Source organism: Novosphingobium sp. 18050, from assembly GCF_902706195.1.
Classification (GTDB): domain Bacteria; phylum Pseudomonadota; class Alphaproteobacteria; order Sphingomonadales; family Sphingomonadaceae; genus Novosphingobium.
The window spans coordinates 52,520-74,964 of record NZ_CACSJO010000024.1 but is presented as its reverse complement, the minus strand read 5'-3'; the positions used below and the strand labels follow the sequence as shown (position 1 = coordinate 74,964).

At 65.4% G+C, this 22,445-nt stretch carries 15 protein-coding genes; 13 read left to right on the top strand and 2 right to left on the bottom strand.

Features of this window, described 5'->3' with window-relative positions; genetic code table 11:
• Positions 1-379: hypothetical protein (locus GVL61_RS25110; RefSeq protein ID WP_235037806.1), on the top strand; the 379-nt coding region annotated here is incomplete at its 5' end.
• Here the strand turns inward: GVL61_RS25110 and GVL61_RS19480 are convergent.
• Both GVL61_RS19480 and GVL61_RS19475 read right to left on the bottom strand, forming a co-directional pair.
• Entirely contained in the window at positions 372-1,781 is a 1,410-nt protein-coding gene (locus GVL61_RS19480) for an ATP-binding protein (protein ID WP_159982323.1), read from the bottom strand. The genes GVL61_RS25110 and GVL61_RS19480 overlap by 8 nt on opposite strands.
• Complete coding sequence (locus GVL61_RS19475; protein WP_159982322.1) at positions 1,778-2,524, bottom strand: response regulator transcription factor; 747 nt, start codon at positions 2,522-2,524, stop codon at positions 1,778-1,780. Before GVL61_RS19475 ends, GVL61_RS19480 begins: the two co-directional genes overlap by 4 nt.
• Positions 2,525-2,691: 167 nt before the next feature.
• Here GVL61_RS19475 and GVL61_RS19470 point away from each other — a divergent pair, with 167 nt between their 5' ends.
• The 12 genes from GVL61_RS19470 (at position 2,692) to GVL61_RS19415 (ending at position 22,442) form a co-directional block, all read left to right on the top strand.
• Positions 2,692-3,825, top strand: coding sequence for an efflux RND transporter periplasmic adaptor subunit (locus GVL61_RS19470; protein ID WP_235037805.1), 1,134 nt, complete (start codon positions 2,692-2,694; stop codon positions 3,823-3,825).
• A 4-nt stretch (positions 3,826-3,829) separates the two neighbouring features.
• Entirely contained in the window at positions 3,830-7,045 is a 3,216-nt protein-coding gene (locus GVL61_RS19465) for an efflux RND transporter permease subunit (protein ID WP_159982321.1), read from the top strand.
• Positions 7,045-8,457 (top strand): efflux transporter outer membrane subunit, encoded by a 1,413-nt coding sequence (locus GVL61_RS19460; RefSeq protein ID WP_159982320.1) that lies wholly within the window; start codon positions 7,045-7,047, stop codon positions 8,455-8,457. The genes GVL61_RS19465 and GVL61_RS19460 overlap by 1 nt, the downstream gene beginning before the upstream one ends.
• 282 nt (positions 8,458-8,739) lie before the next feature.
• On the top strand, positions 8,740-10,941 hold the full coding sequence (locus GVL61_RS19455) for a TonB-dependent hemoglobin/transferrin/lactoferrin family receptor (protein WP_200844832.1): 2,202 nt from the start codon (positions 8,740-8,742) through the stop codon (positions 10,939-10,941).
• A 67-nt stretch (positions 10,942-11,008) separates the two neighbouring features.
• The gene (locus GVL61_RS19450; RefSeq protein WP_159982318.1) at positions 11,009-11,605 is read left to right on the top strand and encodes a biliverdin-producing heme oxygenase; all 597 of its coding nucleotides are present in this window, start codon (positions 11,009-11,011) and stop codon (positions 11,603-11,605) included.
• A gap of 136 nt (positions 11,606-11,741) precedes the next feature.
• Positions 11,742-14,570: an EAL domain-containing protein gene (locus GVL61_RS19445; RefSeq protein ID WP_159982317.1), complete on the top strand. Its 2,829-nt coding sequence runs from the start codon at positions 11,742-11,744 to the stop codon at positions 14,568-14,570.
• 282 nt (positions 14,571-14,852) lie between these two features.
• Complete coding sequence (locus GVL61_RS19440) at positions 14,853-15,917, top strand: NAD(P)-dependent alcohol dehydrogenase (RefSeq protein ID WP_159982316.1); 1,065 nt, start codon at positions 14,853-14,855, stop codon at positions 15,915-15,917.
• Between the two features lie 107 nt (positions 15,918-16,024).
• Entirely contained in the window at positions 16,025-16,774 is a 750-nt protein-coding gene (locus GVL61_RS19435) for a response regulator transcription factor (RefSeq protein WP_159982315.1), read from the top strand.
• A complete protein-coding gene (locus tag GVL61_RS19430) occupies positions 16,771-18,381 on the top strand; it encodes a HAMP domain-containing sensor histidine kinase (RefSeq protein ID WP_159982314.1) in 1,611 nt (536 codons plus the stop codon). Before GVL61_RS19435 ends, GVL61_RS19430 begins: the two co-directional genes overlap by 4 nt.
• A gap of 196 nt (positions 18,382-18,577) precedes the next feature.
• Positions 18,578-19,024: a DUF2147 domain-containing protein gene (locus GVL61_RS19425; protein WP_159982313.1), complete on the top strand. Its 447-nt coding sequence runs from the start codon at positions 18,578-18,580 to the stop codon at positions 19,022-19,024.
• Positions 19,021-21,672: a bifunctional lysylphosphatidylglycerol flippase/synthetase MprF gene (mprF, locus tag GVL61_RS19420; RefSeq protein ID WP_159982312.1), complete on the top strand. Its 2,652-nt coding sequence runs from the start codon at positions 19,021-19,023 to the stop codon at positions 21,670-21,672. Before GVL61_RS19425 ends, mprF begins: the two co-directional genes overlap by 4 nt.
• A complete protein-coding gene (locus GVL61_RS19415; protein WP_159982311.1) occupies positions 21,669-22,442 on the top strand; it encodes an AcvB/VirJ family lysyl-phosphatidylglycerol hydrolase in 774 nt (257 codons plus the stop codon). The genes mprF and GVL61_RS19415 overlap by 4 nt, the downstream gene beginning before the upstream one ends.
• Positions 22,443-22,445 lie beyond the last annotated feature (3 nt).

Genomic DNA, 22,445 nt, shown 5'->3' with positions numbered 1-22,445 from the left:
AATACTGCCACCCCGAGCCCTGAAGCCCCAGGAGCAGGCGCCGTCGCCCACATGTCCCTTCATCAAAAACCTACAATGTCAAAAAGCACAACCAGACAAAAAACCCGGACAACCACTCATCCCCCGCTTCTTGCGATTAGGGAGAGAGCCAGATGCCCGTCCAATGTCGGCGACCGCGGCAACAACCAGATGGTCCGCTGCGGTGAAGGGGCCTCTAAGGACCGATATCGAATCAGTCAAGCGCGTTTGTCGGCAAATTTTTGTAAGGTTGTTGAATGGGTTGGCGGATTTACCTGCGGAGGCGCTGAACTTTGATGGCGAGGTCGGACGCAGGAAAATCGTCTATTTTCAAGGGGAACGGCGTAATTTTTTCAGTTGAAAACTGCGCTTGCGGGAAGGCGGATTTCGGCAACCAGGCCGCCGTCCTGGCGGTTGTGCAGAGTCAGCACTGCGCCGAAGGTACCAGCCTGCGCCTGAGCAATAGCCAGGCCGATCCCGCTTCCGTTGCCTTTGCTCGACGACAGCCGGCGGAAGGGTTCAAATGCGAGGGGGAGTTCCGCTTCCGGCAGACCGGGTCCGCGATCGGCTACGCTGATCAGCAAGTTGCCGTTTCGGTCATCTAGCCGGCAACTCAGATCTGCACTGCCGCCATATTTGAGCGCATTATCGACGAGGTTGCCTAAGACGCGCCCGAGGGCATTGGGCTTTACCCGTGCCTGAATACCGCAGCCCTGCGTAAATGCGACGCGGTGACCGAATTCGGCGGCGTCTTCGGCCGTGCTGGAGAGGATTGAGTCAATGTCTATCACCGACCATGGCTCACGCAGTTCGCTGCTGCGAGCGAGGTCGAGGCCATCGCGGACCATTTGCTGGGTGATCTGCAGGTCGGCGACCAAACGGTCGCGCAGGTCTTCGTCCTCGACCTGTTCGAGACGCAGGCGCAGGCGGGTGAGGGGGGTTTGCAGGTCGTGCGTAACGGAGGCTAGGATCTGGGTACGTTCGCGCAGCCCTTCTCGGACGCGTTCCTGCGCGAGGTTCAGCGTGGTGATCGCGGCGCGTACTTCGCTGGGCCCGGTGACCGGGATGGGCTCGAAATCGCCTACCAGCGAGAATGCCCGGGCGGCGCGCTCCATGCGGCGCAGCGGAGCGGTGGCGAGGCTGGCGGCAAGCAGGCCGAGCAAGGCGCCGGCGACAATTATCAGCTCGAAATAGGGCGGCCCGACTGCGGGGTGCCGCAGCGAGCGATCGGGCCACAGGTCCACCACGAAGCGGCGCTCGGCGCCCGCCTTTTCTGTATACTGGATGAACCAGCAATCGGGCAGCGGATTGGTGTTCATACCGGCCGCATGGGGATAGTGGGTGAAACGCGAGAAGCACTCTACGTTCGAGAGCGGCATGACCTGTGCGGGATGGCCTAGCCGTTCAGTCAGCAAGCGCGAGAATTGTGCATCGGGGGCGGTCATCCGCCAACTGGCATCGGCGCGGTGGGCGCCAAGGACCAAGCCGCTGGAAAGGACAGCTTCGGTGCGGCGGGGCTGTCTTTCGTAGCGATGGACGATGTCTACTGCGCTCTTGAGGGCGGCTTCGGCTTGCTCCTTGCGGAAGATATGGCTGCGCAAGGCATCCGAAGCCTGAAGCGCCAGCAGGGCCGAGATCGCCATGCCGAGCGAAAGAACCAGGGTTAGCCGTCCGGCGAGCGAGCGGGGGTAGTCGCGCAGGCGCCTCAGGATGCTGCGCTTAGGCTCTACGCCCGGTTCGGGGGCCTTCTCCGGCGTGGTCATTCGAACTTGACGGGGCCGGGAAGGACGTAGCCTTCGCTGCGTACTGTCAGGATGAGGTCGCCGCCGCCCGGTTCGCTTGCCAGCTTCTGGCGCAGGCGGCTGATCTGAATGTCGATGGTGCGGTCGAAAGCCACCGTGGCGCTGCGTTCGGGTAGCAGTTCCTCGCGCGAGAGGACCTGGTTCGGGGCCTCGATGAAGCGGGTGAGCAGGCGGTATTCGGCCGAGGAAAGCATCACCAGCCGGTCGTCGGCGGTTACCAGTCGGCGCTGGTGCAGGTCGAGCCGCCATGGGCCGAAGCGGGCGAAGCGGGCGACGCGGGGGCGGGTCTGCGGCTGCCCGATGGGCTGGTCGAATATCCTTGAGCGGCGCAGCAGGTTGCGCACGCGGGCCAGCAGTTCGCGCGGTTCGAAAGGCTTCGTCAGGTAGTCGTCGGCGCCAAGTTCGAGGCCGAGAACACGGTCGATCGGGCCTTCGCGCGCGGTGACCATCATGATCGCGCCTTCGTGGCCCGCTGCGCGCAGTTCGCGGCAGAGATCGAGGCCGTCGCCGTCGGGCAAGTTGAGATCGAGGATGAGGAGGTCCACCGGGCCATCCAAAATGCAGGCGCGAAGCTGGGCGATGGTGCCTACGGGATCGACGCGCTGCGGTTCGCGAGAAAGCTGCGCGGTGATCAGTTCACGAATGTCGGGGTCGTCCTCGAGGACGACGATGCGCCCGGCGGGGGCGCTTTCTGGCGCGGTCATGGGCAAAGGCATACCCGCAGAGCAGGCCCAAGTCTCCCCCGTTGATACAGAGCGAAACATCCTGCTTCACGCCGTAACGCAGGGATACCGGCTGTTCCTTGCCGGTCGATGCTGCGCCGCACAAAGGACTCCCAAACACGTACTTTCGTGCAGAAGGATACTCGGCTTTGCGCCCTACCATTCATCATTTCGCCATGGCCTCGGCGCTTGCGCTGGTCAGCGTCACCACCGCCGGGTGCGGCCAGCAGCAGGCCATGCAGGCACGGGACGTCGAGGTGGGCGTGGTCACGCTCAAGGCCGAGCCGGTCACGGTTTCCACCTCGCTGTCGGGGCGCACGGCCGCCACCGCTGTCGCCGAAGTACGGCCGCAGGTCGACGGGATCGTCCAGTCGCGGCTGTTTGCCGAAGGCTCGCTGGTGCGGGCCGGGCAGCCGCTCTACCAGATCGACCAGCGGCTTTATAAGGCCTCTCTGGATACGTCGCAGGCGCAGTTGGAGAACGCGCAGGCGGACCTTTACAGCGCCGAGGCCAAGGCGCGCCGCTATCGCACGCTGGGCGACAGCCAGGCGGTGAGCGGGCAGGACATGGACGAGACGATCGCCGCCGCCCGCGCTGCCAAGGCCGCCGTCCACCAGTACCAGGCCGCCACCCGCAGCGCGCAGGTCAACCTGGGCTTCACGCGTGTCTTCGCGCCGATCACCGGGCGTATCGGGCGCTCGTCCGTCACCAGGGGCGCGCTGGTCACGGCCAGCCAGACCGACGCGATGGCCACGATCCAGCAGCTTGATCCGATCTTCGTGGACATCACCCAGTCCTCCGCCGACCTGCTGCGCCTGCGCAGCGCGCTGGCCAAGGGCGACATGCTGCCCGCCAGCACCGCCGTGACCCTGAGGCTGGAGGACGGGACGAAATACCCGGTTTCCGGCACCATCGAGTTCAGCGAAGTCAACGTCGATCCCGAGGCCGGGACCGTCACCATCCGCGCGAAGTTCCCCAACCCGGACGGCCTGCTGCTGCCCGGCATGTTCGTGAACGTCGACGCGCCGCAGGGTGTGATCCAGCGCGGCGTGCTGGCGCCGCAGCAGGGCATCTCCCGCGACGCCAAGGGCAATGGCACGGCGCTGGTCGTCGATGCGACTGGCAAGGTGGAGCAGCGCACGGTCGTCACCGGGCAGGCGGTGGGCAGCAAATGGCTCATCACCAGCGGGCTCAAGGCGGGCGACCGGCTGATCGTGGAGGGCACCGACAAGGCCCGCGTCGGCATCAAGGTCAAGGCCGTGGCCGCGAAGCTGGGCGACTGATCTCATGAACCTGAGTCGCTATTTCGTCGACCGGCCGATCTTCGCCTGGGTCCTTTCGATCATCGTCATGATGGCCGGCATCGCCGGTATTCTGACCCTTCCCGTTGCGCAGTATCCCGATGTGGCCCCGCCATCGGTGACGATCAGCGCCACTTATCCGGGCGCTTCGGCGCAGACGCTGGAGAATTCGGTCACACAGGTGATCGAGCAGCAGCTGACCGGCATCGACAACCTGCTCTACTTCTCGTCCAGTTCGGACAGCTCCGGCTCGGCTTCGGTCACCGCCACGTTCGCCAAGGGCACCGATCCCGACGTGGCGCAGGTGCAGGTGCAGAACAAGGTGCAGCAGGCCAATTCGCGCCTGCCCACCGAAGTGCAGCAGCAGGGCCTGACCGTCACCAAGGCAGGCGCCGACATGCTGATGGTCGTCGGCCTTTATGACGAGACCGACAGGACCAGCGCCAGCGACGTTGCCGATTACTTCGTCTCAAATTTCCAGGACGATCTGGCCCGCGTCAACGGCGTGGGCGGAGTACGGGTGCTGGGTTCGCAATATGCCATGCGTATCTGGCTGGACCCGGCCCGCCTGATGGCGCGCCAGCTTATGCCGTCCGATGTGGAAAGCGCGATTTCCTCGCAGAACGTCGATCTTTCCGCCGGGCAGCTCGGCGCGCAGCCGCTGGCCAAGGGGCAGATGCTGAACGCCGTGGTGAAGGCCAAGTCGCGCCTGCAGACCCCGGACCAGTTCCGCGCCATCGTCGTCAAGTCGCTGAGCGATGGCTCGGTGGTGCGGCTTTCCGACGTGGCGACGGTCGAAATGGGGCAGGAAAGCTACGACGTGTCCGGCCGCATGGATGGCCACCCCGGCGCCGGCATCGCCATTGAGCTGGCCTCGGGCGCGGATGCACTCAAGACGGTGGCGCTGGTGAAGGCGCAGGTGGAGCAGATCTCCAAAAGCCTGCCCGCCGGCTACAAGATCGCCTATCCGCGCGACACCAGTGAATTCGTGAAGCTTTCCATCCACGAAGTGATCGAAACGCTGGTCATCGCGATCCTGCTGGTCGTGCTGGTGATGTACGCCTTCCTCCAAAGCTGGCGCGCGACGCTGGTACCTGCGATCGCCGTTCCGGTGGTGCTGCTGGGCACGTTCGGCATGCTGGCGGTGCTGGGCTATTCGATCAACACGCTGACGCTGTTTGCGATGGTGCTGGCGATCGGCCTGCTGGTCGACGACGCCATTGTCGTGGTCGAGAACGTCGAGCGCCTGATGCACGACGACAAGCTCAGTCCCTACCGCGCCACCGTGCGCTCGATGGAGGAGATCGGCTCGGCGCTTGTCGGCATCGCGCTGGTGCTGTCTGCGGTGCTGCTGCCGATGGCCTTCTTCGGCGGGTCGACCGGGGTCATCTACCGCCAGTTCTCTGTCACCATCGTAGTTGCCATGGCGCTTTCGGTGCTGACTGCGCTGATCCTCTCGCCCGCGCTGTGCTCGACCTTGCTGAAGGCACGCGAGCATGAGGCCCACGATGCGCCGCCTGCTACCGGCCTGCGCGGCGCGGGACAGCGGCTCAAGACCCGGCTCGATGGCTGGTTCGGCGCCTTCAACCGCTGGTTCGACCGCATGACCGAGCGCTATGTAGATGCGACCGCCAGGGTCATCGCACGGCGGCGGCTGTGGCTGGCGGTCTACGGCCTCATCATCGCCGCCGTGGTGGTGCTGTCCATGCGCCTGCCCACCGGTTTCCTGCCCACCGAGGACCAGGGCGAGGTGATGATCGTCTACCAGCTGCCCGCCGGCGCCACGGCCGAGCGCACCGAAAAGGTCCGCAGCGAGATCGAGGCCGCGTTCAGGACCGAGGGCACCAATGTCGCCCACCTTTTCACCGTTGCGGGCTTCAGCTTCAACGGTTCGGGCCAGAACGCAGGGATGGGCTTTGCCAGCCTTGCTCCGTTCGAGGACCGTACTTCCTCCGACCAGTCGGCCACGGCGATTTCCGGGCGGCTGATGGGCAAGCTGTCGCAGATCCGCGACGCGCAGGTCTTCGTCATGACGCCGCCGTCGATCCAGGGGCTGGGCCAGTCGAACGGGTTCACCTTCCAGCTCCTCAACGCAAACAACATGGACCGCACGAAGTTCGTGGAACTGCGTGACAAGCTGATCGCCGCCGCCAACGGCGATGACAAGCTCTCGCAGGTCCGCGCGTCGAGTCTGCCGGATACTCCGCAGTTCGACATCGCCTTCGACGATGCCAAGCTATCCGTCCTGGGTCTTACTGTAGCGAATGCCACCGACACGCTCAGTTCGGCCTGGGGCGGTACGTACGTCAACGACTTCATCGACCGAGGCCGCGTGAAGAAGGTCTACATGCAGGGCGAGGCGTCTTCGCGCATGCTCCCCAGCGACCTCGACAAGTGGTTCGTGCGTTCCACCTCGGCGACCAATGCCGATGGCACGGGCAAGATGGTGCCGTTCTCAGCCTTTACCTCAATGAACTGGGAGACGGGCCCCAGCAGTCTTTCGCGCTTCAACGGGCGCTCGTCCTTCGAACTGCAGGGCGATGCCGGATCGGGCTACAGCTCGGGCGATGCGATGAAGGAGATGATCGCGCTCCAGCAGAAGATCGCGCCGGACGCGGGCTATGCGTGGAGCGGGCTGTCCTATCAGCAGAACCAGTCGAGCGGGCAGGCGCTGTACCTCTACATCCTCTCGGTCGCCGTGGTGTTCCTGTGCCTTGCCGCGCTGTATGAAAGCTGGTCGGTGCCGCTGGCGGTGCTGCTGGTGATCCCACTGGGCGTGATCGGCGCGGTGCTGGCGGTGGCGGTGCGCGGGCTGGAGAACGACATCTACTTCCAGGTCGGCCTGCTCACCACCATCGGCCTTGCCGCGAAGAATGCGATCCTCATCGTCGAATTCGCCGAAATGGCCCGGCGTGACGGGGGCGACATGATCGAGGCCGCGCTGGAGGCCGCCCGCGTGCGCCTCAGGCCGATCATGATGACCTCGATCGCCTTCGTCGCCGGTGTCGTGCCGCTGGCGATCGCGAGCGGGGCGGGCGCACAGGGACGTATCGCCATCGGCACTGCTGTGCTGGGCGGGATGCTGACCGCCACTGTCCTCGCCATTTTCTACGTGCCGCTGTTCTTCGTCATCGTCGCCCGCGTTTTCCATCTCGGCGACGGGAAGACGGCTGCTCCCACCACACCCGAGGACAACGCCTGATGCGCCGCTCCCTGATCTCTCTCGCGGCGCTCGCCGCCGCGCTGTCGGGCTGCAATATGGCGCCCAAGTACATCCGTCCCGAAGCGGCTGCCCCGGCGGGGTGGCCGCAAGGGGCGGCCTATGCCCCGGCTGAGGCAGGGGAGGCGGGGATGCCATGGCGCACCCTGTTCGCCGACCCGCGCCTTCAGTCGGTGATCGAGACGGCGCTGGCGAACAACCAGAACCTTGCGGCCAGCCTCGCCAATGTCGCCTCGGCGCGGGCGCAGTACCACGTAGAGCGCTCGTACCAGCTGCCGACCATCGCAGCCGGGGCTGACGCGAGCGCCACGCGGGGCCTCAAGTCCTCGGCGGGTGATACGCAGAGCTACAGCGCCAACGTCGGTTTCAGCGCATTCGAACTGGACCTGTTCGGCCGCCTCAGGAACCAGAGCCGCGAGCAGCTGGAAACCTACCTCGCCACCGAGTCCGGCTATCGTTCGGCCCGGTTGACGCTGGTGGCCAATGTGGCCACGGCTTACGTGACGTTGGCCTCTGACCGCGATCTCCTGGCCATTGCCGAACAGACCCGGGGCAGCGGTCAGCGTTCTGTCGACCTGACGCAGACTCTGTTCAAGGCGGGCCTGGCCGCCGCCGGAGACGTGGCCTCGGCGCAGACCGTGCTGGAGCAGGCCCGGTCCGACGTCGCCTCGCAGACGACACTGGTGGCGCAGGACCGCAACGCGCTGGACCTGCTTGTCGGCGCTCCGGTGTCGGACGCGCAGCTTCCTGCCTCGATGGCAGAGTTGGAGACGCGCATCGGCCGTGTGCCGGCAGGGCTGTCGTCCGAAGTCCTGCTGCGGCGGCCCGACGTAGTCGAGGCGGAGCATGAACTTCAGTCCACATACGCCCAGATCGGCGCGGCGCGGGCGGCGTTTTTCCCGCAGATATCGCTGACCTCCGCGCTGGGGCTGGCCAGCACTGCGCTTGGCAGCCTGTTCACGGGCGATGCCTTCAGTGCCAGCCCCGCGGCGAGCGCCAGCCTGCCGCTGCTGGGCGGCACCAACAAGGGCAACCTCGAATACGCGAAGGCCCAGCGCGAATACTACCTCGCTAGCTACCGGGGGACCGTGCAGTCGGCCTTCAAGGATGTCGCCGACGCGCTTGCCCGGCGCGGCACGATCACCGACCAGCGCGGCGCGCAGGAGCGCCTCGTTGCTGCCGCGCAGAAAAGCTACGATCTGGCCGATGCGCAATACCGCGCGGGCACCGATACCTTCATCAACGCCCTTGTCGCCCAGCGCTCGCTCTATGCTTACCGTCAGACCCGCGTGGCAACCGTGCTGGCCGACCTGACCAACCGGATCACTGTCTACAGCGCCATAGGCGCCGACGAATCGCTGGGCGAGGGCGCGCCGAAGCTCTCTGCACGATAACCTGGACGGCCCACACCTGGCTGGCTGGTCCAGTCAGGTGTGGACAAGTGTGCGGTTCTGCAGACTGCCGCTAAATGCAAACGGTCGGAATTCTCTGAAGATGCTGTGATTGCAGCATTCTTCTTTGATCGCGCGCTGCCCGGCGGCGTCACCCGCGCAAAAAACTCAACTAGCTTGCCTATTGAAACATGCAGGAAATTTTTTGAATATATATGAGATTGCGAATCAATAGCAAATATGGGTGAAGCGTAGATGAATTCTCCTACACGGCGGTCGCTTGCATTGTCTCTTAAACTGGGCACCGCCATCGGCGTGACGGCAATCGCCTGCTGCCCGGCCCAGGCACAGACCGTTCAGGCGCAGGTCGGCACTGACGGCGACAGCCAGCCTGCCGAGTTCGGCTCGGTCCGCGTCGAGGCTGCCGCCATCGACACTCCGGCCGACCGGACTGCTCCGGGCAAGCCGGCGGTCCTGACCACCACCACCTCGGGCACGACCCTGCGCGAGCGCATGGTCGATTCCATCGCCGACTATGCCCGCCGCGTGGACGCAGGCGTGAACTTCAATTCGAACAATTTCAGCATCAATATCCGCGGCCTTGACGCCAACCGCGTACTCACCACTGTCGACGGTATCCGCCTCCCCTGGCTGAGCGACGGCGCGCGCGGGGTTCAGGGCGGCGTTGCGGCGTTCGACTTTAACTCGCTAAGCTCGATCGACGTGGTGAAAAGCGGCGATTCCAGTTTCTTCGGGCAGGGCGCACTGTCTGGCGTCTTCGCGGTACGCACGCTCGACCCCGAGGACCTTCTGGCCGATGGAAAGAAGACCGGCGCATTGGCCAAGGCAACATATGACAGCGCCAGCGACGCCGTGTTCCTCAACCAGGCCGGCGCCTTTCGCACCGGCGATACGCTGGTTCTGATCCAGGGCGGTTACCAGAACGGTGAGGAAACCGAGAACAAGGGCAAGACCGGCGGCACCGGCGCCACACGAACTGCCCGGAACCCGGCCTCCTACGACCAGACGAACCTGTTGGTGAAGGTCCACCAATACCTTGGCGGGGGGCACCGCATCGGCCTGTCGGGCGAACTGTTCAAGCGCAGCTACGATGAGAACACGCTGACCAGCGTGACATCGACCTATTCCGATTACGCTACGCTGGAGCAGAACAAGCGGAGGCGCGTGGCGGCGACGTACGATTACCAGTCGCAAGGCGACGACTTCATCCGCGAGGCCCACCTCATCGGTTACTGGCAGCGCCTGAACCTGCGGACGAGGACACAGGCAACGCGCCTTACCAATCCCATCGGCGAATACGACCGTGACAGCGACCTGCAGGACGAATCCTATGGTCTCAACGGCTCGATCGTTGCCGCCGCGACCACGGGCGCGGTGGATCACGTGATCAGCCTGGGCGGCGAGGTCTACAGGACCAAAACCACCCAATACGCCGCCGGTGTCGATAACTGCACGGCCGCGATCTACAGTTGTTCGTTCCTGCACGTGAACCAGTCCGACATGCCCGACGTGAAGGGCGTAGACCTTGGCCTCTACATCCAGGACCGGATGACCTTCGGCGCCTTCCACCTGACGCCGGGCCTGCGCTACGACTGGTATCGCCGCACCCCGCAGGAGACGGCGTCCTATACCCTCAACGCAGCCTACGAGGGATTGCCTGCCCGCTCGACCGATTCCAGGTTTTCGCCCAAGGTACTGGCCGAATTCGACGTGACGCCAGGCTTCACGCTTTACGGCCAGTGGTCGCAGGCTTTTCGTGCGCCTTCCGCCACCGAGCTATATCTGGCCTTCGGCGGCACCGGCAGCTACGTGAACATCGGCAATCCCGATCTCAAGCCCGAGACGAGCAACGGTTACGAACTGGGCGCCAGTTTCGGCGACGCCGCGCGTGGCTTCAAGGTCAGTTTCTACGACAACCGCTACCGCAATTTCATCGACACGATCACGACCACAGCCTCTGCGGCGGGGCTGAGCGGCAGCTATCCCTTCGGCGTATTCAAATTCGTCAACCGCGCCCATGTGCGCATCTACGGCGCCGAGGCCCGTGCGCAGTGGGCGTTCAACGACAACTGGCGTGTATGGGGGTCGGTTGCCTACGCCCACGGCAAGGACACCGACGAGGGCACCTACCTCAACTCGATCCCGCCGCTGCGCGGTATCGTCGGGGTGGGTTACCAACAGGAGCGCTTCGGCGCAGACCTGTCGGCCACGGTTGCCGCAGCGCGAAACAAGGTGGAAAGCCCCGCTTCCACGCTGAACAAGACAGGCAGCTACGGCATCGTCGATTTCACCGCCTGGGTGAAGCCGGGCCTGTTCGACGGCCTGCGTCTGCAGGGCGGCGTGTACAACCTGCTCGATAAGACGTACTACAACGCCCTCGACATCCCCGACAGTTCGACTGTACCGCGGCTTTACTACAGCCAGCCGGGACGGACCTGGAAGGCATCGATGATCCTGTCGTTCTGACGGCCGGAATGCGGCGCGGGCATTGGATGCCTGCGCCCGTTTCTCCATTCAAAGGACCGTATTTTCCATGGATATCACCCTTCAGGCCCCGCTCGAAGCCAGCCGTGCCAAGAGGCTGAAGGCGGCGACGAACGATACGCATGACCGCCTCGATAAGCGCATCATGGCCGCCGAGCCTTTCGCCAGCGTCGAGAACTATGGCCAGTTCCTGAGCGTGCAGTATCAGTTTCACCGCGACATCGATGGGCTCTATGCGAACGGGCAACTGCGCGAACTGCTGCCAGACCTTGCCGAGCGCCGCCGTCTCGACCAGATCCGCCAAGACATCGAGGATCTCGGCTTGCCGCTGCCGGCGGCGGGCGGTGAAGTGCCCTTCGATGCTGGTACATCGGTCGACCTGCCCACAGCGCTGGGCTGGCTCTACGTGGCCGAAGGATCGAACCTGGGCGCGGCTTTCCTGTTCAAGATGGCGCGGGCGCTGGGTCTCGACGAGAATCGCGGCGCGCGCCATCTGGCGGGGCACCCGGACGGCCGGGCCCGGCACTGGCGCGCTTTCACCGGCGCACTCGACGCCCTGGCACTGGACGAAGACGAGGAACTGCGGCTGGCCGATGGTGCCAGGGCGGCCTTTCGCCGTGTCCATGGCCTTGTGGAGACCGCGTAAAGGCGTTTCAACGGGCGCGAAAGGTATCGCCCTTCGCGCCCGTTTTTTGAAAAAATGTAATCACTCAAGAGCCTTAGGCCAGCGTTAACCATTCGCGCCTAATTTTGCCCCGTTAATCTTCGGGGCACTAGATTCGATGTTCGACGTTTTGCTGTGCATTCATGATCAGCACAATGAGTGGTTTGTTCTGCTCGCTGCTGTGATCTGCGTGATCTCCACGATGAGTGCGGTCCAGCTTATCCGCCATGCACGCCACCTTTCCGGTAAGGCCGCCGCACGGTGGACCATTGGCGCAGGTCTGGCGATCGGCTTCGGTATATGGGCTACCCACTTTGTGGCGATGCTCGGTTATGATCCGGGCTTGATAGCGGGATACCAGATTCCGGCGACCGCGCTTTCGCTGATCGTGGCGATCGCGATGACGACGATGTCCTTCGCCACCGCAATGGCCCGGCCGGATGTCAGGGGACTGACGCTGGCCAGCCTGCTCGGCGGGGGCGGCATCGCGGCAATGCACTATCTGGGCATGTCGGCGCTGGAACTTCCTGCGCAGATCCACTGGCGCAGCGGATACGTCGTCGCCTCGCTGTTCTTCGTGGTCCTGCCGACATACCCGGCGCTGGCCCTTGCTGTGCGTGGGCGGACCATGCGCGGCGGTATCGCAGCAGGTCTGCTGTTGACGCTCTCGGTCGTGCTGCTGCACTTCATCGGCATGACGGCAGTGCAACTGGTGCCGGCGTCGCTGGACATGCGCACCGGGGTCCTGCTTTCCCGCGGCAGCATGGCGGCGATGATTACGGCAGGTTCGCTTTGCCTGCTCACCACCTGCATCGCGGTCCTGGCCATGGCGCGCCGCGCGCGCCTTACGCTTCATGCGACCGAGCGTGACATGTCCATCCTGGTGAAGGGCATTACCGACTGCGCCATCTACATGCTGGACCGCGACGGCAAGGTCGCCAACTGGAACGCAGGCGCCCAGCGCCTCAAGGGCTACGCCGCAAGCGAAGTCATCGGCATGCCGCTGGAACGCTTCTACACGCCCGAGGACCGCGCTGAAGGCCTGCCCAAGCGGGCGATGACGATGGCCATGCGCACCGGCAAGTATGTTGGCGAGGGCTGGCGCATGCGTCGTGACGGGACGCGTTTCTGGGCCCACGTCACGATCGAGAAGATCGCTGACGAGAACGGCGACCACATCGGCTTCGCAAAGATCACCCGCGACATGGACCGCTTCAAGGAAGATGCGGACCGGCTGAAGGCAATGACCGGGCACCTCGACGCGGCACTGGGCAACATGCACCAGGGTCTGTGCCTGTTTGGCGCGGACAAGCGACTTTTGCTGGTCAATGCCCGCTTCACGGAAATCTGGAAGATCGACCTGGATGTGCACCTGCCCGGCATGACGATCGAGCAGGTTGCCCGCACCGCACTCAACGGAGTGACCTGCCCGGCTGGTTCGCAGCGCCCGATCGACGAGATGCGCCGCCTCTTCGCACGGCCCGCCGTCGATACCGGCACCTCGCCGGAAGTCCTGGAGTTCGGGGATACGCTGGTCGTGTCGATGATCAGCCGCACCATGCCTGACGGCGGCTGGGTGACGACGTTCGAAGACATTACCGAGCGCCGCCGCTCCGATGCGAAGATCGCGCATATGGCGATGCACGACAGCCTGACCGGCTTGCCCAACCGTTCCAGCTTCGCACACTGGATCGACGCGGAGCTGGAACAGGCACGGCACTTCGGCCACCAGCTGACCTCGGTGATGATCGACCTCGACCGTTTCAAGGAAATCAACGACACGCGCGGGCACAGTGCAGGCGACGCGGCGCTGCAGCACCTTTCGAAGCGCCTGCTCGATGTGCTGACCGAGGGTGAGGTCGTCGCCCGCCTCGGCGGAGACGAGTTTGCCGCCGCCAAGCGCTTCAAGGACAAGGCCGAACTGGCCACCTTCCTTGCCCGTCTGGAGAACTGCTTTGCGACCCCGTTCGGGCCGGAGGATAACAGTTTCTACCTCGGCGCCAGCATCGGTGTGGCGGTGTTCCCGCAGGACGGCGATCAGCGCGAGCAGTTGCTCAACAATGCCGATCTCGCGATGTACCGTGCCAAGGCCAACGTGGGCGAGCGCCTTGCCTACTACGAGCCGGAAATGGACGAAACGGCACGCGCCCGCCGCCAGATTGCGAACGACCTTCGCCATGCCTTGGACCGCAATGAACTGACGCTCGTCTACCAGCCGCAGCACGGACTGGCGACCGGCGAGATGACTGGATACGAGGCGCTGCTGCGCTGGGAACATCCGGTGCGCGGTTTCATCGCGCCAGACGACTTCATTCCGATCGCCGAGGAAACGGGCGAGATCTTCCGCATTGGCGAATGGGTTTTGCGCCAGGCCTGCATCGAGGCGATGGCCTGGCCCAACGACCTGAAGATCGCCGTGAACCTTTCCGCCGTCCAGCTCTCGCAGAGCGATCTGGTCCAGGTGGTGCACGGTATTCTGATCGAGACCGGGCTTTCACCCAAGCGGCTCGAACTGGAGATCACCGAAACCGCGATCATCGGCGACAAGCTGCGCGCGCTGCACCTGCTGCGCCAGATCAAGGCGCTGGGGATCAGCATCGCAATGGACGATTTCGGCACCGGCTATTCCTCGCTCGACACGCTCCATTCCTTCCCGTTCGACAAGATCAAGATCGACAAGTCGTTCCTGCTCCGCTCGCAGACCAGCGTGCAGGCGCGGGCGATCATCAAGGCCGTTCTCGCCCTCGGGCGGAGCCTCAACGTCCCGGTTCTGGCCGAAGGTGTGGAGACGCTCGACCAGGTCGCCTTACTGAAGGAACAGGGCTGCGATGAAGCGCAAGGCTACTATTTCGGCCGCCCCGCTGCCTCGCCGAGCCAGTCTGTCGGGCATGTCGCGATAACCGGATCGCCCGATGAGCTGCTGCTGAAAGCCGCTTCGGCAGCCTGACTGGGCCGTTTTTGACGGCAGGCCCGGTCGAACAGCGAGCGCGGCGTCCTCTTCGACGGGGGGCGCTGCCGCATGCCGAAAATCCGCAATCAAGGCAGGTAGCGCGCGGCGGATGAGGGCATATCTGCGGGCTGAACGGCACGCGTAAGGTCGATGATGAGCATTGCTCATCGCTGCGTGAAACACTGGTGGCCTGATCATGGCGGTGTCGATACCCTATCTCGCAAGTGCAACACGCCTACCGCCGAGCCATCCTTCATAGCCATCTCCCGAGGATCAACCATGCAAGTCAAAGCCTATGGCGTCTCCGCCAATGCCCGTCCGCTCGAACCACTGCTGATCGAGCGCCGCGACACCGGCCCGCGCGACGTCGCGATCGACATCACCTATTGCGGCGTTTGCCACTCGGACCTGCACACCGCCCGAGGAGAATGGGGCGAGACGCTTTACCCTTGCGTACCGGGCCACGAGATCGTCGGCACCGTCAGCGCCGTGGGCGCCGAAGTGACGCGCTTCAAGGTGGGCGACATTGTTGGCGTCGGCTGCCTCGTCGACAGCTGCGGCCATTGCGGTTCGTGCAAGGAAGACCTTGAGAACTATTGCACCAACGGCTGGACCGGCACTTACGGCGCGCCCAGCCCGGACGCGCCCGGTCATACGCTGGGCGGCTATTCGCAGGCGATCGTCGTCGACGAACATTTCGTCCTGACCATCAGCCACCCCAAGGAACAGCTCGCCGCCGTTGCGCCCCTGCTCTGCGCGGGCATCACCACGTACTCGCCGCTGCGCCACTGGAATGCGGGCCCCGGCAAGAAGGTCGGTGTCGTCGGCATCGGCGGTCTGGGTCACATGGCTATCAAGATCGCCCATGCCATGGGAGCGCATGTCGTCGCGTTTACCTCAACCCCTGCCAAACGGCAGGATGCCAAGGATCTCGGTGCCGATGAAGCAGTCGTCTCGCGCGATGAGGACGAGATGGCGGCTCATGCCGGCAGCTTCGACCTGATCATCGACACGGTCGCGGCAAGTCATAGCCTCGACACTTACGTCAACCTGCTGCACCGGGACGGTACGCTGGTCCTGCTGGGCGTTCCCGACCAGCCGCACCCGACTCCCAACGTCGGCGGCCTGATCTTTGGCCGCAAGACCATCGCCGGCTCGCTGATCGGCGGCATCGCCGAAACGCAGGAAATGCTCGATTTCTGCGCCGAGCACGGGATCGTCTCGGACGTCGAGATGATCGAAATGCAGCAGATCGATGAAGCGTACGACCGCATGCTCCGCAGCGACGTGCGCTATCGCTTCGTGATCGACAGCGCCTCGCTGGCGAAGGACGTGGCGGCCTGAGGCTGCCACGCTTCCCGTGATGATACCGTCGTCCCCGCCCAGGCGGGGACGACGTTCTTCCTCTCCCTCCCGCCCTCCGCATTGACAGGAGCGAGCGGGAGATGATCATGGGGCCCATGCCTGCCACGATCCTGATCGTCGACGACGACCCTCACATACGCCAGCTTCTGGTCTTCGCCTTCACCAAGGCGGGGTTCGCCACGATCGAAGCCGGTGATGGCGAGGAAGCACTGGAAAAGGTGGAGGGCCACGGCCCCGACCTCGTCATTCTCGACATCAATATGCCGCGCATGGACGGGCTGGAAGTATGCCGCCGCCTGCGGGCGGGCAGTGACGTGCCGATCTTCTTCCTCTCCTCGCGCGATGACGAGAGCGACCGCGTGCTCGGTATCGAACTGGGCGGCGACGATTATGTGGTGAAGCCGTTCTCCCCGCGTGAGGTGGTGGCGCGCGCTGCGGCGATCCTGCGGCGCACCGGCGCCCGGCCTGCGCAAGCCGGCGCGGAGCCCGAAAAACCGGAGGCGGCGCAAAACGCCGGGGTGCTGCGCCAGGGGCTGCTCAGCCTCGATCCCGAAAGCTGGACCGCGCAGTGGCAAGGGCAGGAGGTGAGCCTGACCGCGACCGAGTTCACCATTCTGCGCACTCTACTGGAGGCGCCGGCGCGCATATTTTCACGCGACCAGATGATCGACCGTTTCCGCGGGCCCGGCTTTGCGATGACGGATCGAACCGTGGACAGCCATGTGCGCAACCTGCGGCGCAAGTTCGCCGATGTGGGCGGCGGCGACGTGATCGAGACGCGCGCCGGGATCGGCTACCGGCTGGGCGCTTGTGCCGGAGCGGCGGCCGCTTCATGATTTCTCGGCTCAAGGGCCTGGTCGGCCGGGTCTGGCCGGTCCTGCGCCTGCGCACGTTTTTGTTGGGCACGCTGTTGTTCGTGGCGGCCTTGCCCGGTCTCGGCGCGATTTTCCTGCGGGTTTACGAAAACGCGCTGGTGCGGCGAACCGAGGCGGAACTGGTAGCTCAGGGCGCAGCGCTGGCCGCCAGCGCCGCGATCGTGGCGCGGGGCATTCCGATGCAGGCGGTGCCGCTGGAAGACACGCAGCGCTATCACGAGCGCAAGACCGAGGTGGACTTGCGTTCCTCCCCGATCCTGCCGCCCCGCCCGCGCGCGGCCATCACCAGCAGGCTGCCGGACCCGGCGGCGCTGGTGCTGGCCCGCCAGATGATGCCTGCGTTCCGGGAAACCAAGGTGACGACGCTCGCCGCGATCCTGATGCTCGACCGGCACGGTGTACTGCTCAACGGGCAGGCCGGCGGGCGCAGTTTTGCCATGCTGCCGGAAGTGCGCATCGCGCTGGGCGGCAGCGCGGTGACGGTGCTGCGCAAGAACGAAGGCTACGTGCGCCGCTATCCGCTGGAATGGCTGAGCCGGGCGGCGCAGATCCGCCTGCACCATGCGCGCCCGATCATGGTCGATGGCAAGGTGGTGGGGGTGCTGCTGCTGTCGCGCTCGCCGCGCGCGCTGTTCCTCGGTATCTACGAGGACCGGGGCAAGATCGCGCTGGGCGGGGTGGTGATCCTGGGGCTGCTGTTCGCGCTGACGGCGGTGCTGTCGCGCGCAATCGTGCGCCCGGTAGAGCGGCTTAGCCAGGCGACGCGTGAACTGGCCTCGGGCCGGCGGGTCGCGGCGCGGCAGTCGTCCTTGCAGGTGGTGGAGATCAGGGCCCTGTTCCACGATTTCGAGCAGATGGCCGACAGCATCGAGAAACGCTCGCGCTACTTGCGCGATTTCGCCGCCTCGGTCAGCCATGAGTTCAAGACCCCACTGGCCGCGATGTCGGGCGCCATCGAACTGCTGCAGGACCACGGCGACGACATGGCCTCGGCCGACCGCGAGCGTTTCCTCGCCAACATGGGCGCCGATGCGCGGCGCCTCTCCCGCCTCGTGGGACGGCTGATGGAACTGGCGCGGGCCGACGTCCTTGTGAAAGAGCCCGATGCCAGCGCCCCGGTGCACGGTATCCTTGCCTCCATGGCCGATGCCATGACGCGGGACCGGTTCCGCGTGAACCTTGCGCTGTCCGAAGCATCCTCGACGCTGGTCCCCGCGGTTGCGATGGACCCCGGCGCGCTGGAGGCAGTGCTGACCACGCTGGCCGAGAACGCCCGGCAGGCGGGTGCCTCCCGGCTGGAAGTGACGCTGACGGTGCAGGATGACGACTGGGTGCGCATCGACCTTGTCGACGATGGGCCGGGCATTCCGGAGAGCGACCGGGAGCGCGTGTTCGCCCCCTTCTTCACCAGCAAGCGTGAGGAAGGCGGCACCGGGCTCGGGCTCGCCATCGCCCGCTCGCTGCTCGATGCCTATGGAGGCGTGCTGGAACTGCTGCGCTCGCCGCAGGGGGCGCATTTCCGCGTGCTATGTCCCAGGGCCGTGGATCAGACGATGAGTGCCGTTTGAAAGACATAGCTGAATAGCGCTCATGCTGCGCTGCCTGTTTTGATTGGTACGAGCTGCGGGAGGGGCGAGAGAGAAACCTCTTCTCGGCGGTCTCCTGCTTCAGCCTGTTGCCCTGACATTGCCGATATTTCATCTGCCCGTGAGGCTGGTGCAATCCGGGCATGCGTACTGCGATGGTAACCCCACGGAGTCCGTCATGCGTTATGCCTTGCTCATCCCCTCCCTCGTCGCGATGGCCTCGCCTGCCTTCGCACGCGAGGGACATGTGGCGGCCGATGCCGAAGGCATCTGGCTGAACCCGAAACACACCGTCGCCGTACATACCGACGCCTGCGGCCCGAACAGTATCCAGAATCGCTCGCAGAGCCTTTGCGGACAGATTGTCTGGGCGAGCAACCAGGCTCGGGCCGATGCGCGTGATAGCGACGTACCTCGCCTTCTCGGCACCGAAATCCTCGAGGACTACCGCTTTCGCGGCCATGGCACCTGGAGCGGCACCGTCTTCGTGCCCGACATGGGCCGCCACTTCGCTTCCGAGATCGACCAGCTTTCGCCTACGCAACTGAGGGTCAAGGGCTGCATCCTGGGCGGACTGCTGTGCAAGTCGCAGGTCTGGACCCGCATCGGGCAAGTGCCGGCATGAAACCCTTGCGCGCCCTTCTTGCCCTGATCGAACGGCGCCAGCGGCTGGTTACGCTGGGCGTGGTGCTGGCGGTCATCGCGCTCGGCTTTGCCGCGCTTGATGCCCTGACACACCAGATCCGCTATTCGCAGGTCCGCGCTGCCGTTCATGCCCTGACGTCCACGCAGATCGTGTTGGCGCTGGCGTTTACCGCCGCAAGCTATTTTGCACTGACGTTTTACGACTACCTTGCGCTGCGCATCGTCGGGCGGCCACTGCCCTGGCGGACGGCGGCGCTGGCCTCGTTCACCAGCTATACTCTCAGTCACAATCTCGGCCTCTCGCTGCTGACCGGCGGCTCGGCGCGTTACCGCATCTACGTCGCGGCGGGGCTCGATGGGCCCGATGTCGCGCGGGTGGTGGCGTTGGCGGCGGGCAATTTCTGGGCCGGGGTCATAACCATCGCGGGCGTGGCCATGGTGGTTCATTCGGGCGGGCTGGAACTGTTCGGTGTGTCGCTTGGCGCCGGCGTCACCCACCTTGCCGGAGCGGCGATGGTGGCCTTCATGGCGGGGCTCGTAGTCGCGGCGGCACGGTTGAAAAGTCCGCTCCGGTTCCTGGGCGTAAGCCTGCCGGTACCGCGTCCGGGCCAGATCATGGCGCAGACCGGCATTGGCTTCATCGACCTTTCCTGCGCGGCAGCGGCGCTGTTCGTATTGCTGCCCGGTGCCGATCCCGCCATGCTGCCCGCCTTCGTGCTGGCCTATGCGCTGGGCATCGTCGTTGCGCTGGTAAGCCACGTTCCCGGCGGGCTGGGTGTGTTCGAGGCGGTGGTCCTTGCCATCGTGCCGGGAGACCGGGCGACGCTCTTCGCCGCGCTGATCGCCTATCGCCTCGTCTACTATCTGCTGCCGCTTGTACTCGCGGCGCTGCTGCTGGCCTGGCACGAAAGCCGCCGCAGCCGGCGCCTCGCCCAGCTGGTCGGCGGGATGCAGACGCTGGCTACCAGCCTTTCTCCCCTGCTGCTGAGCTGTTCGGCTTTCCTGGGCGGCGGGATGCTGCTGCTGTCGGGCTCGTTGCCCGCGATCCACGCGCGTATGGGTCTGCTCGCCGACTTCCTGCCGCTGCCCTTCATCGAGGCGAGCCACATCGCTGCCAGCCTCGTGGGCACGGCGCTGTTGTTGCTGGCTCCGGGGCTTTACCGCAGGCTAGACGGAGCCTGCCTGGCGACGCGGCTGCTGCTGGTTGCGGGGGCTTTCTTCTCGCTGACCAAGGGCATCGACTATGAGGAGGCGGGGGTCTGCCTCGCCCTTGCAACACTGCTCCAGCTGACGCGCGGCGCCTTTTATCGCCGCACCGCGCTGACCGAGACACCGCTGAACGCCGGCTGGCTGGCGGCGATCGGGATGGTCGGCGGGCTGGCGCTCTGGGCCGGTATGTTCGCCTATCGCCATGTTCCCTACGACGACGATCTGTGGTGGAAGTTCGCGCTGCAGGCCAATGCCCCGCGCTACTTGCGCGCCGCGCTGGCCTGCAGCGTGTTCCTGGCGGGCTTTGCGCTGTGGCGTCTCTTCGCGCCATCGGCCTCGCGCCCTCATGGCGAAAGCGTGGAGGAAGCCGGGCCGGCGATCCGCGCCATCCTCGCCACCAGCGGTCGCACCGAGGCGATGCTGGCACTGACCGGCGACAAGCGCTTCCTCGTCTCCGCCGCGCGCGATGCTTTCATAATGTACCAGGTCAAGGGATCCAGCTGGGTCGTCATGGGTGATCCGGTGGGAGCGGAGCAGTCCTGGGGCGAATTGCTCTGGGCGATCCGCGACCTGTCGCACCGCCAGCAGGGTCGGTTGATGCTTTACGAAGTATCGCCCGCCGCGCTCGACCTTGCCATCGGCATGGGGCTGCAGATCGTGAAATACGGCGAGGAAGCGATCGTCGACCTCCCCGCTTTCGAACTGGGCACGCCGCAGCTGCGCAGCGTGCGCAAATCCGAGCGCGTCGCTGCCAAGGCCGGGGCGACCCTGCGTGTGGTCCCCGCCGCTGCCGTGCCGGTGATCCTCGACGAACTGGAGGCTGTTTCGGCAGAGTGGATGGCCGCCAAGGGGCACCGCGAAAAGGGCTTCAGCCTCGGCAGTTTCGAGCGCGAATACATGTGCAACTTCGATATGGCGCTGGTCATGGTGGAGGGGCGCATCGTTGCCTTCGCCAACCTGTGGCTGACGCAGGACAAGGCCGAGGCCTCGGTCGACCTCATGCGTCACCGCGCCGATGCGCCGCGCGGCACCATGGATTTCCTCTTCGCCAACCTGCTGGTCTGGGCGAAGGCGCGCGGATATCGGCGCTTCACTTTGGGCCAGGTGCCTTTGTCGGGGATCGACGGGCGTCACCTCGCGCCCGCCTGGGCCAAGGCCGCCGCGCTTGTTTTCCGGCATGGCGAGAGCTTCTACGGCTTTCGCGGGCTGCGCGGGTACAAGGAGAAGTTCGCGCCCCGCTGGGAGCCGCGCTACGTCGCCGGGCCGCACGGCATCGGCCTGATCCAGGGCCTGCACGACGTATCGCGCCTGATCGGAAGCGGCCCCGCGCCGACCCAGGCGGCGCCGGCCGGTTTCGCGCCGATTTCTCCTCCGGCCATCGTTCAGGCATTTTCCCGCGAAAGGATGCTCCCGGTATGAGCCATTCGCCTTCACTCTCCGCGTCCCGCCCTTCGGCCCGCCCCCTTTATCGCCGATTGCTCCTGTGTCTGCTGGCGCTTGTGGCGTTGGCCCTGGCGGTGACCAATGCCCCCGCACTCCGCTTGCTCGGCTATGCGCCGATACGCATGTTCCCGGCGCCGGGCGGGATGGCTTCGGGCCGTCCCCGGCTGGCGGCGGTGTTCCTCTCGGGCGACATGGGCTTTCACTTCGGCATGGGCGCCGAGGTGGCCAAAGCGGTCGCCGCGCAGGGCATTCCCGTCGTGGGGGTGAGTTCGCCCGTGGTCTTCTCGCAGCACCGCACGCGGGCAGAGGCCGACGCGGTGGTCGCCGGTGCCATTCGCCTCGCTCTGGCGCAGACGGGGGCCGAGCGGCTGGTGCTGATGGGGCAGTCCTACGGGGCCGACATCCTAGCCACCGCCGCGCCCGACCTGCCGCCGGATCTGCGCGCCCGCATCGCGGCGGTCAACCTCACGGTGCCCGCGCTCAACGTCTATTTCCGGGCCGACCCCAGTGGCCTCGCCTATCTGGGCAAGCCCGATGCGCTCCCGATGGCGGGGATGCGCGGGCTCGACTGGGCGCCGGTCGTCTGTGTTCATGGGCTGGAGGAAAAGGACAGCCTGTGCCCGGCGCTCCAGGGCACCGGTGCGCGCGTGATCGGTCTGCCCGGCGACCATTACCTGAAGCACGATCCGGCGCGTCTGATCGCCACTACCCTCGGCGCGCTGCGCGCCGCCGTACCGGGACTATGAGCA

Bases quoted from the DNA above. Each gene is read 5' to 3' on its own strand.
- GVL61_RS19480 (WP_159982323.1), bottom strand. From the start codon at position 1,781: ATGACCACGCCGGAGAAGGCCCCCGAACCGGGCGTAGAGCCTAAGCGC.
- GVL61_RS19475 (WP_159982322.1), bottom strand. From the start codon at position 2,524: ATGACCGCGCCAGAAAGCGCCCCCGCCGGGCGCATCGTCGTCCTCGAG.
- GVL61_RS19465 (WP_159982321.1), top strand. From the start codon at position 3,830: ATGAACCTGAGTCGCTATTTCGTCGACCGGCCGATCTTCGCCTGGGTC.
- GVL61_RS19460 (WP_159982320.1), top strand. From the start codon at position 7,045: ATGCGCCGCTCCCTGATCTCTCTCGCGGCGCTCGCCGCCGCGCTGTCG.
- GVL61_RS19450 (WP_159982318.1), top strand. From the start codon at position 11,009: ATGGATATCACCCTTCAGGCCCCGCTCGAAGCCAGCCGTGCCAAGAGG.
- GVL61_RS19445 (WP_159982317.1), top strand. From the start codon at position 11,742: ATGTTCGACGTTTTGCTGTGCATTCATGATCAGCACAATGAGTGGTTT.
- GVL61_RS19440 (WP_159982316.1), top strand. From the start codon at position 14,853: ATGCAAGTCAAAGCCTATGGCGTCTCCGCCAATGCCCGTCCGCTCGAA.
- GVL61_RS19435 (WP_159982315.1), top strand. From the start codon at position 16,025: ATGGGGCCCATGCCTGCCACGATCCTGATCGTCGACGACGACCCTCAC.
- GVL61_RS19430 (WP_159982314.1), top strand. From the start codon at position 16,771: ATGATTTCTCGGCTCAAGGGCCTGGTCGGCCGGGTCTGGCCGGTCCTG.
- GVL61_RS19425 (WP_159982313.1), top strand. From the start codon at position 18,578: ATGCGTTATGCCTTGCTCATCCCCTCCCTCGTCGCGATGGCCTCGCCT.
- mprF (WP_159982312.1), top strand. From the start codon at position 19,021: ATGAAACCCTTGCGCGCCCTTCTTGCCCTGATCGAACGGCGCCAGCGG.
- GVL61_RS19415 (WP_159982311.1), top strand. From the start codon at position 21,669: ATGAGCCATTCGCCTTCACTCTCCGCGTCCCGCCCTTCGGCCCGCCCC.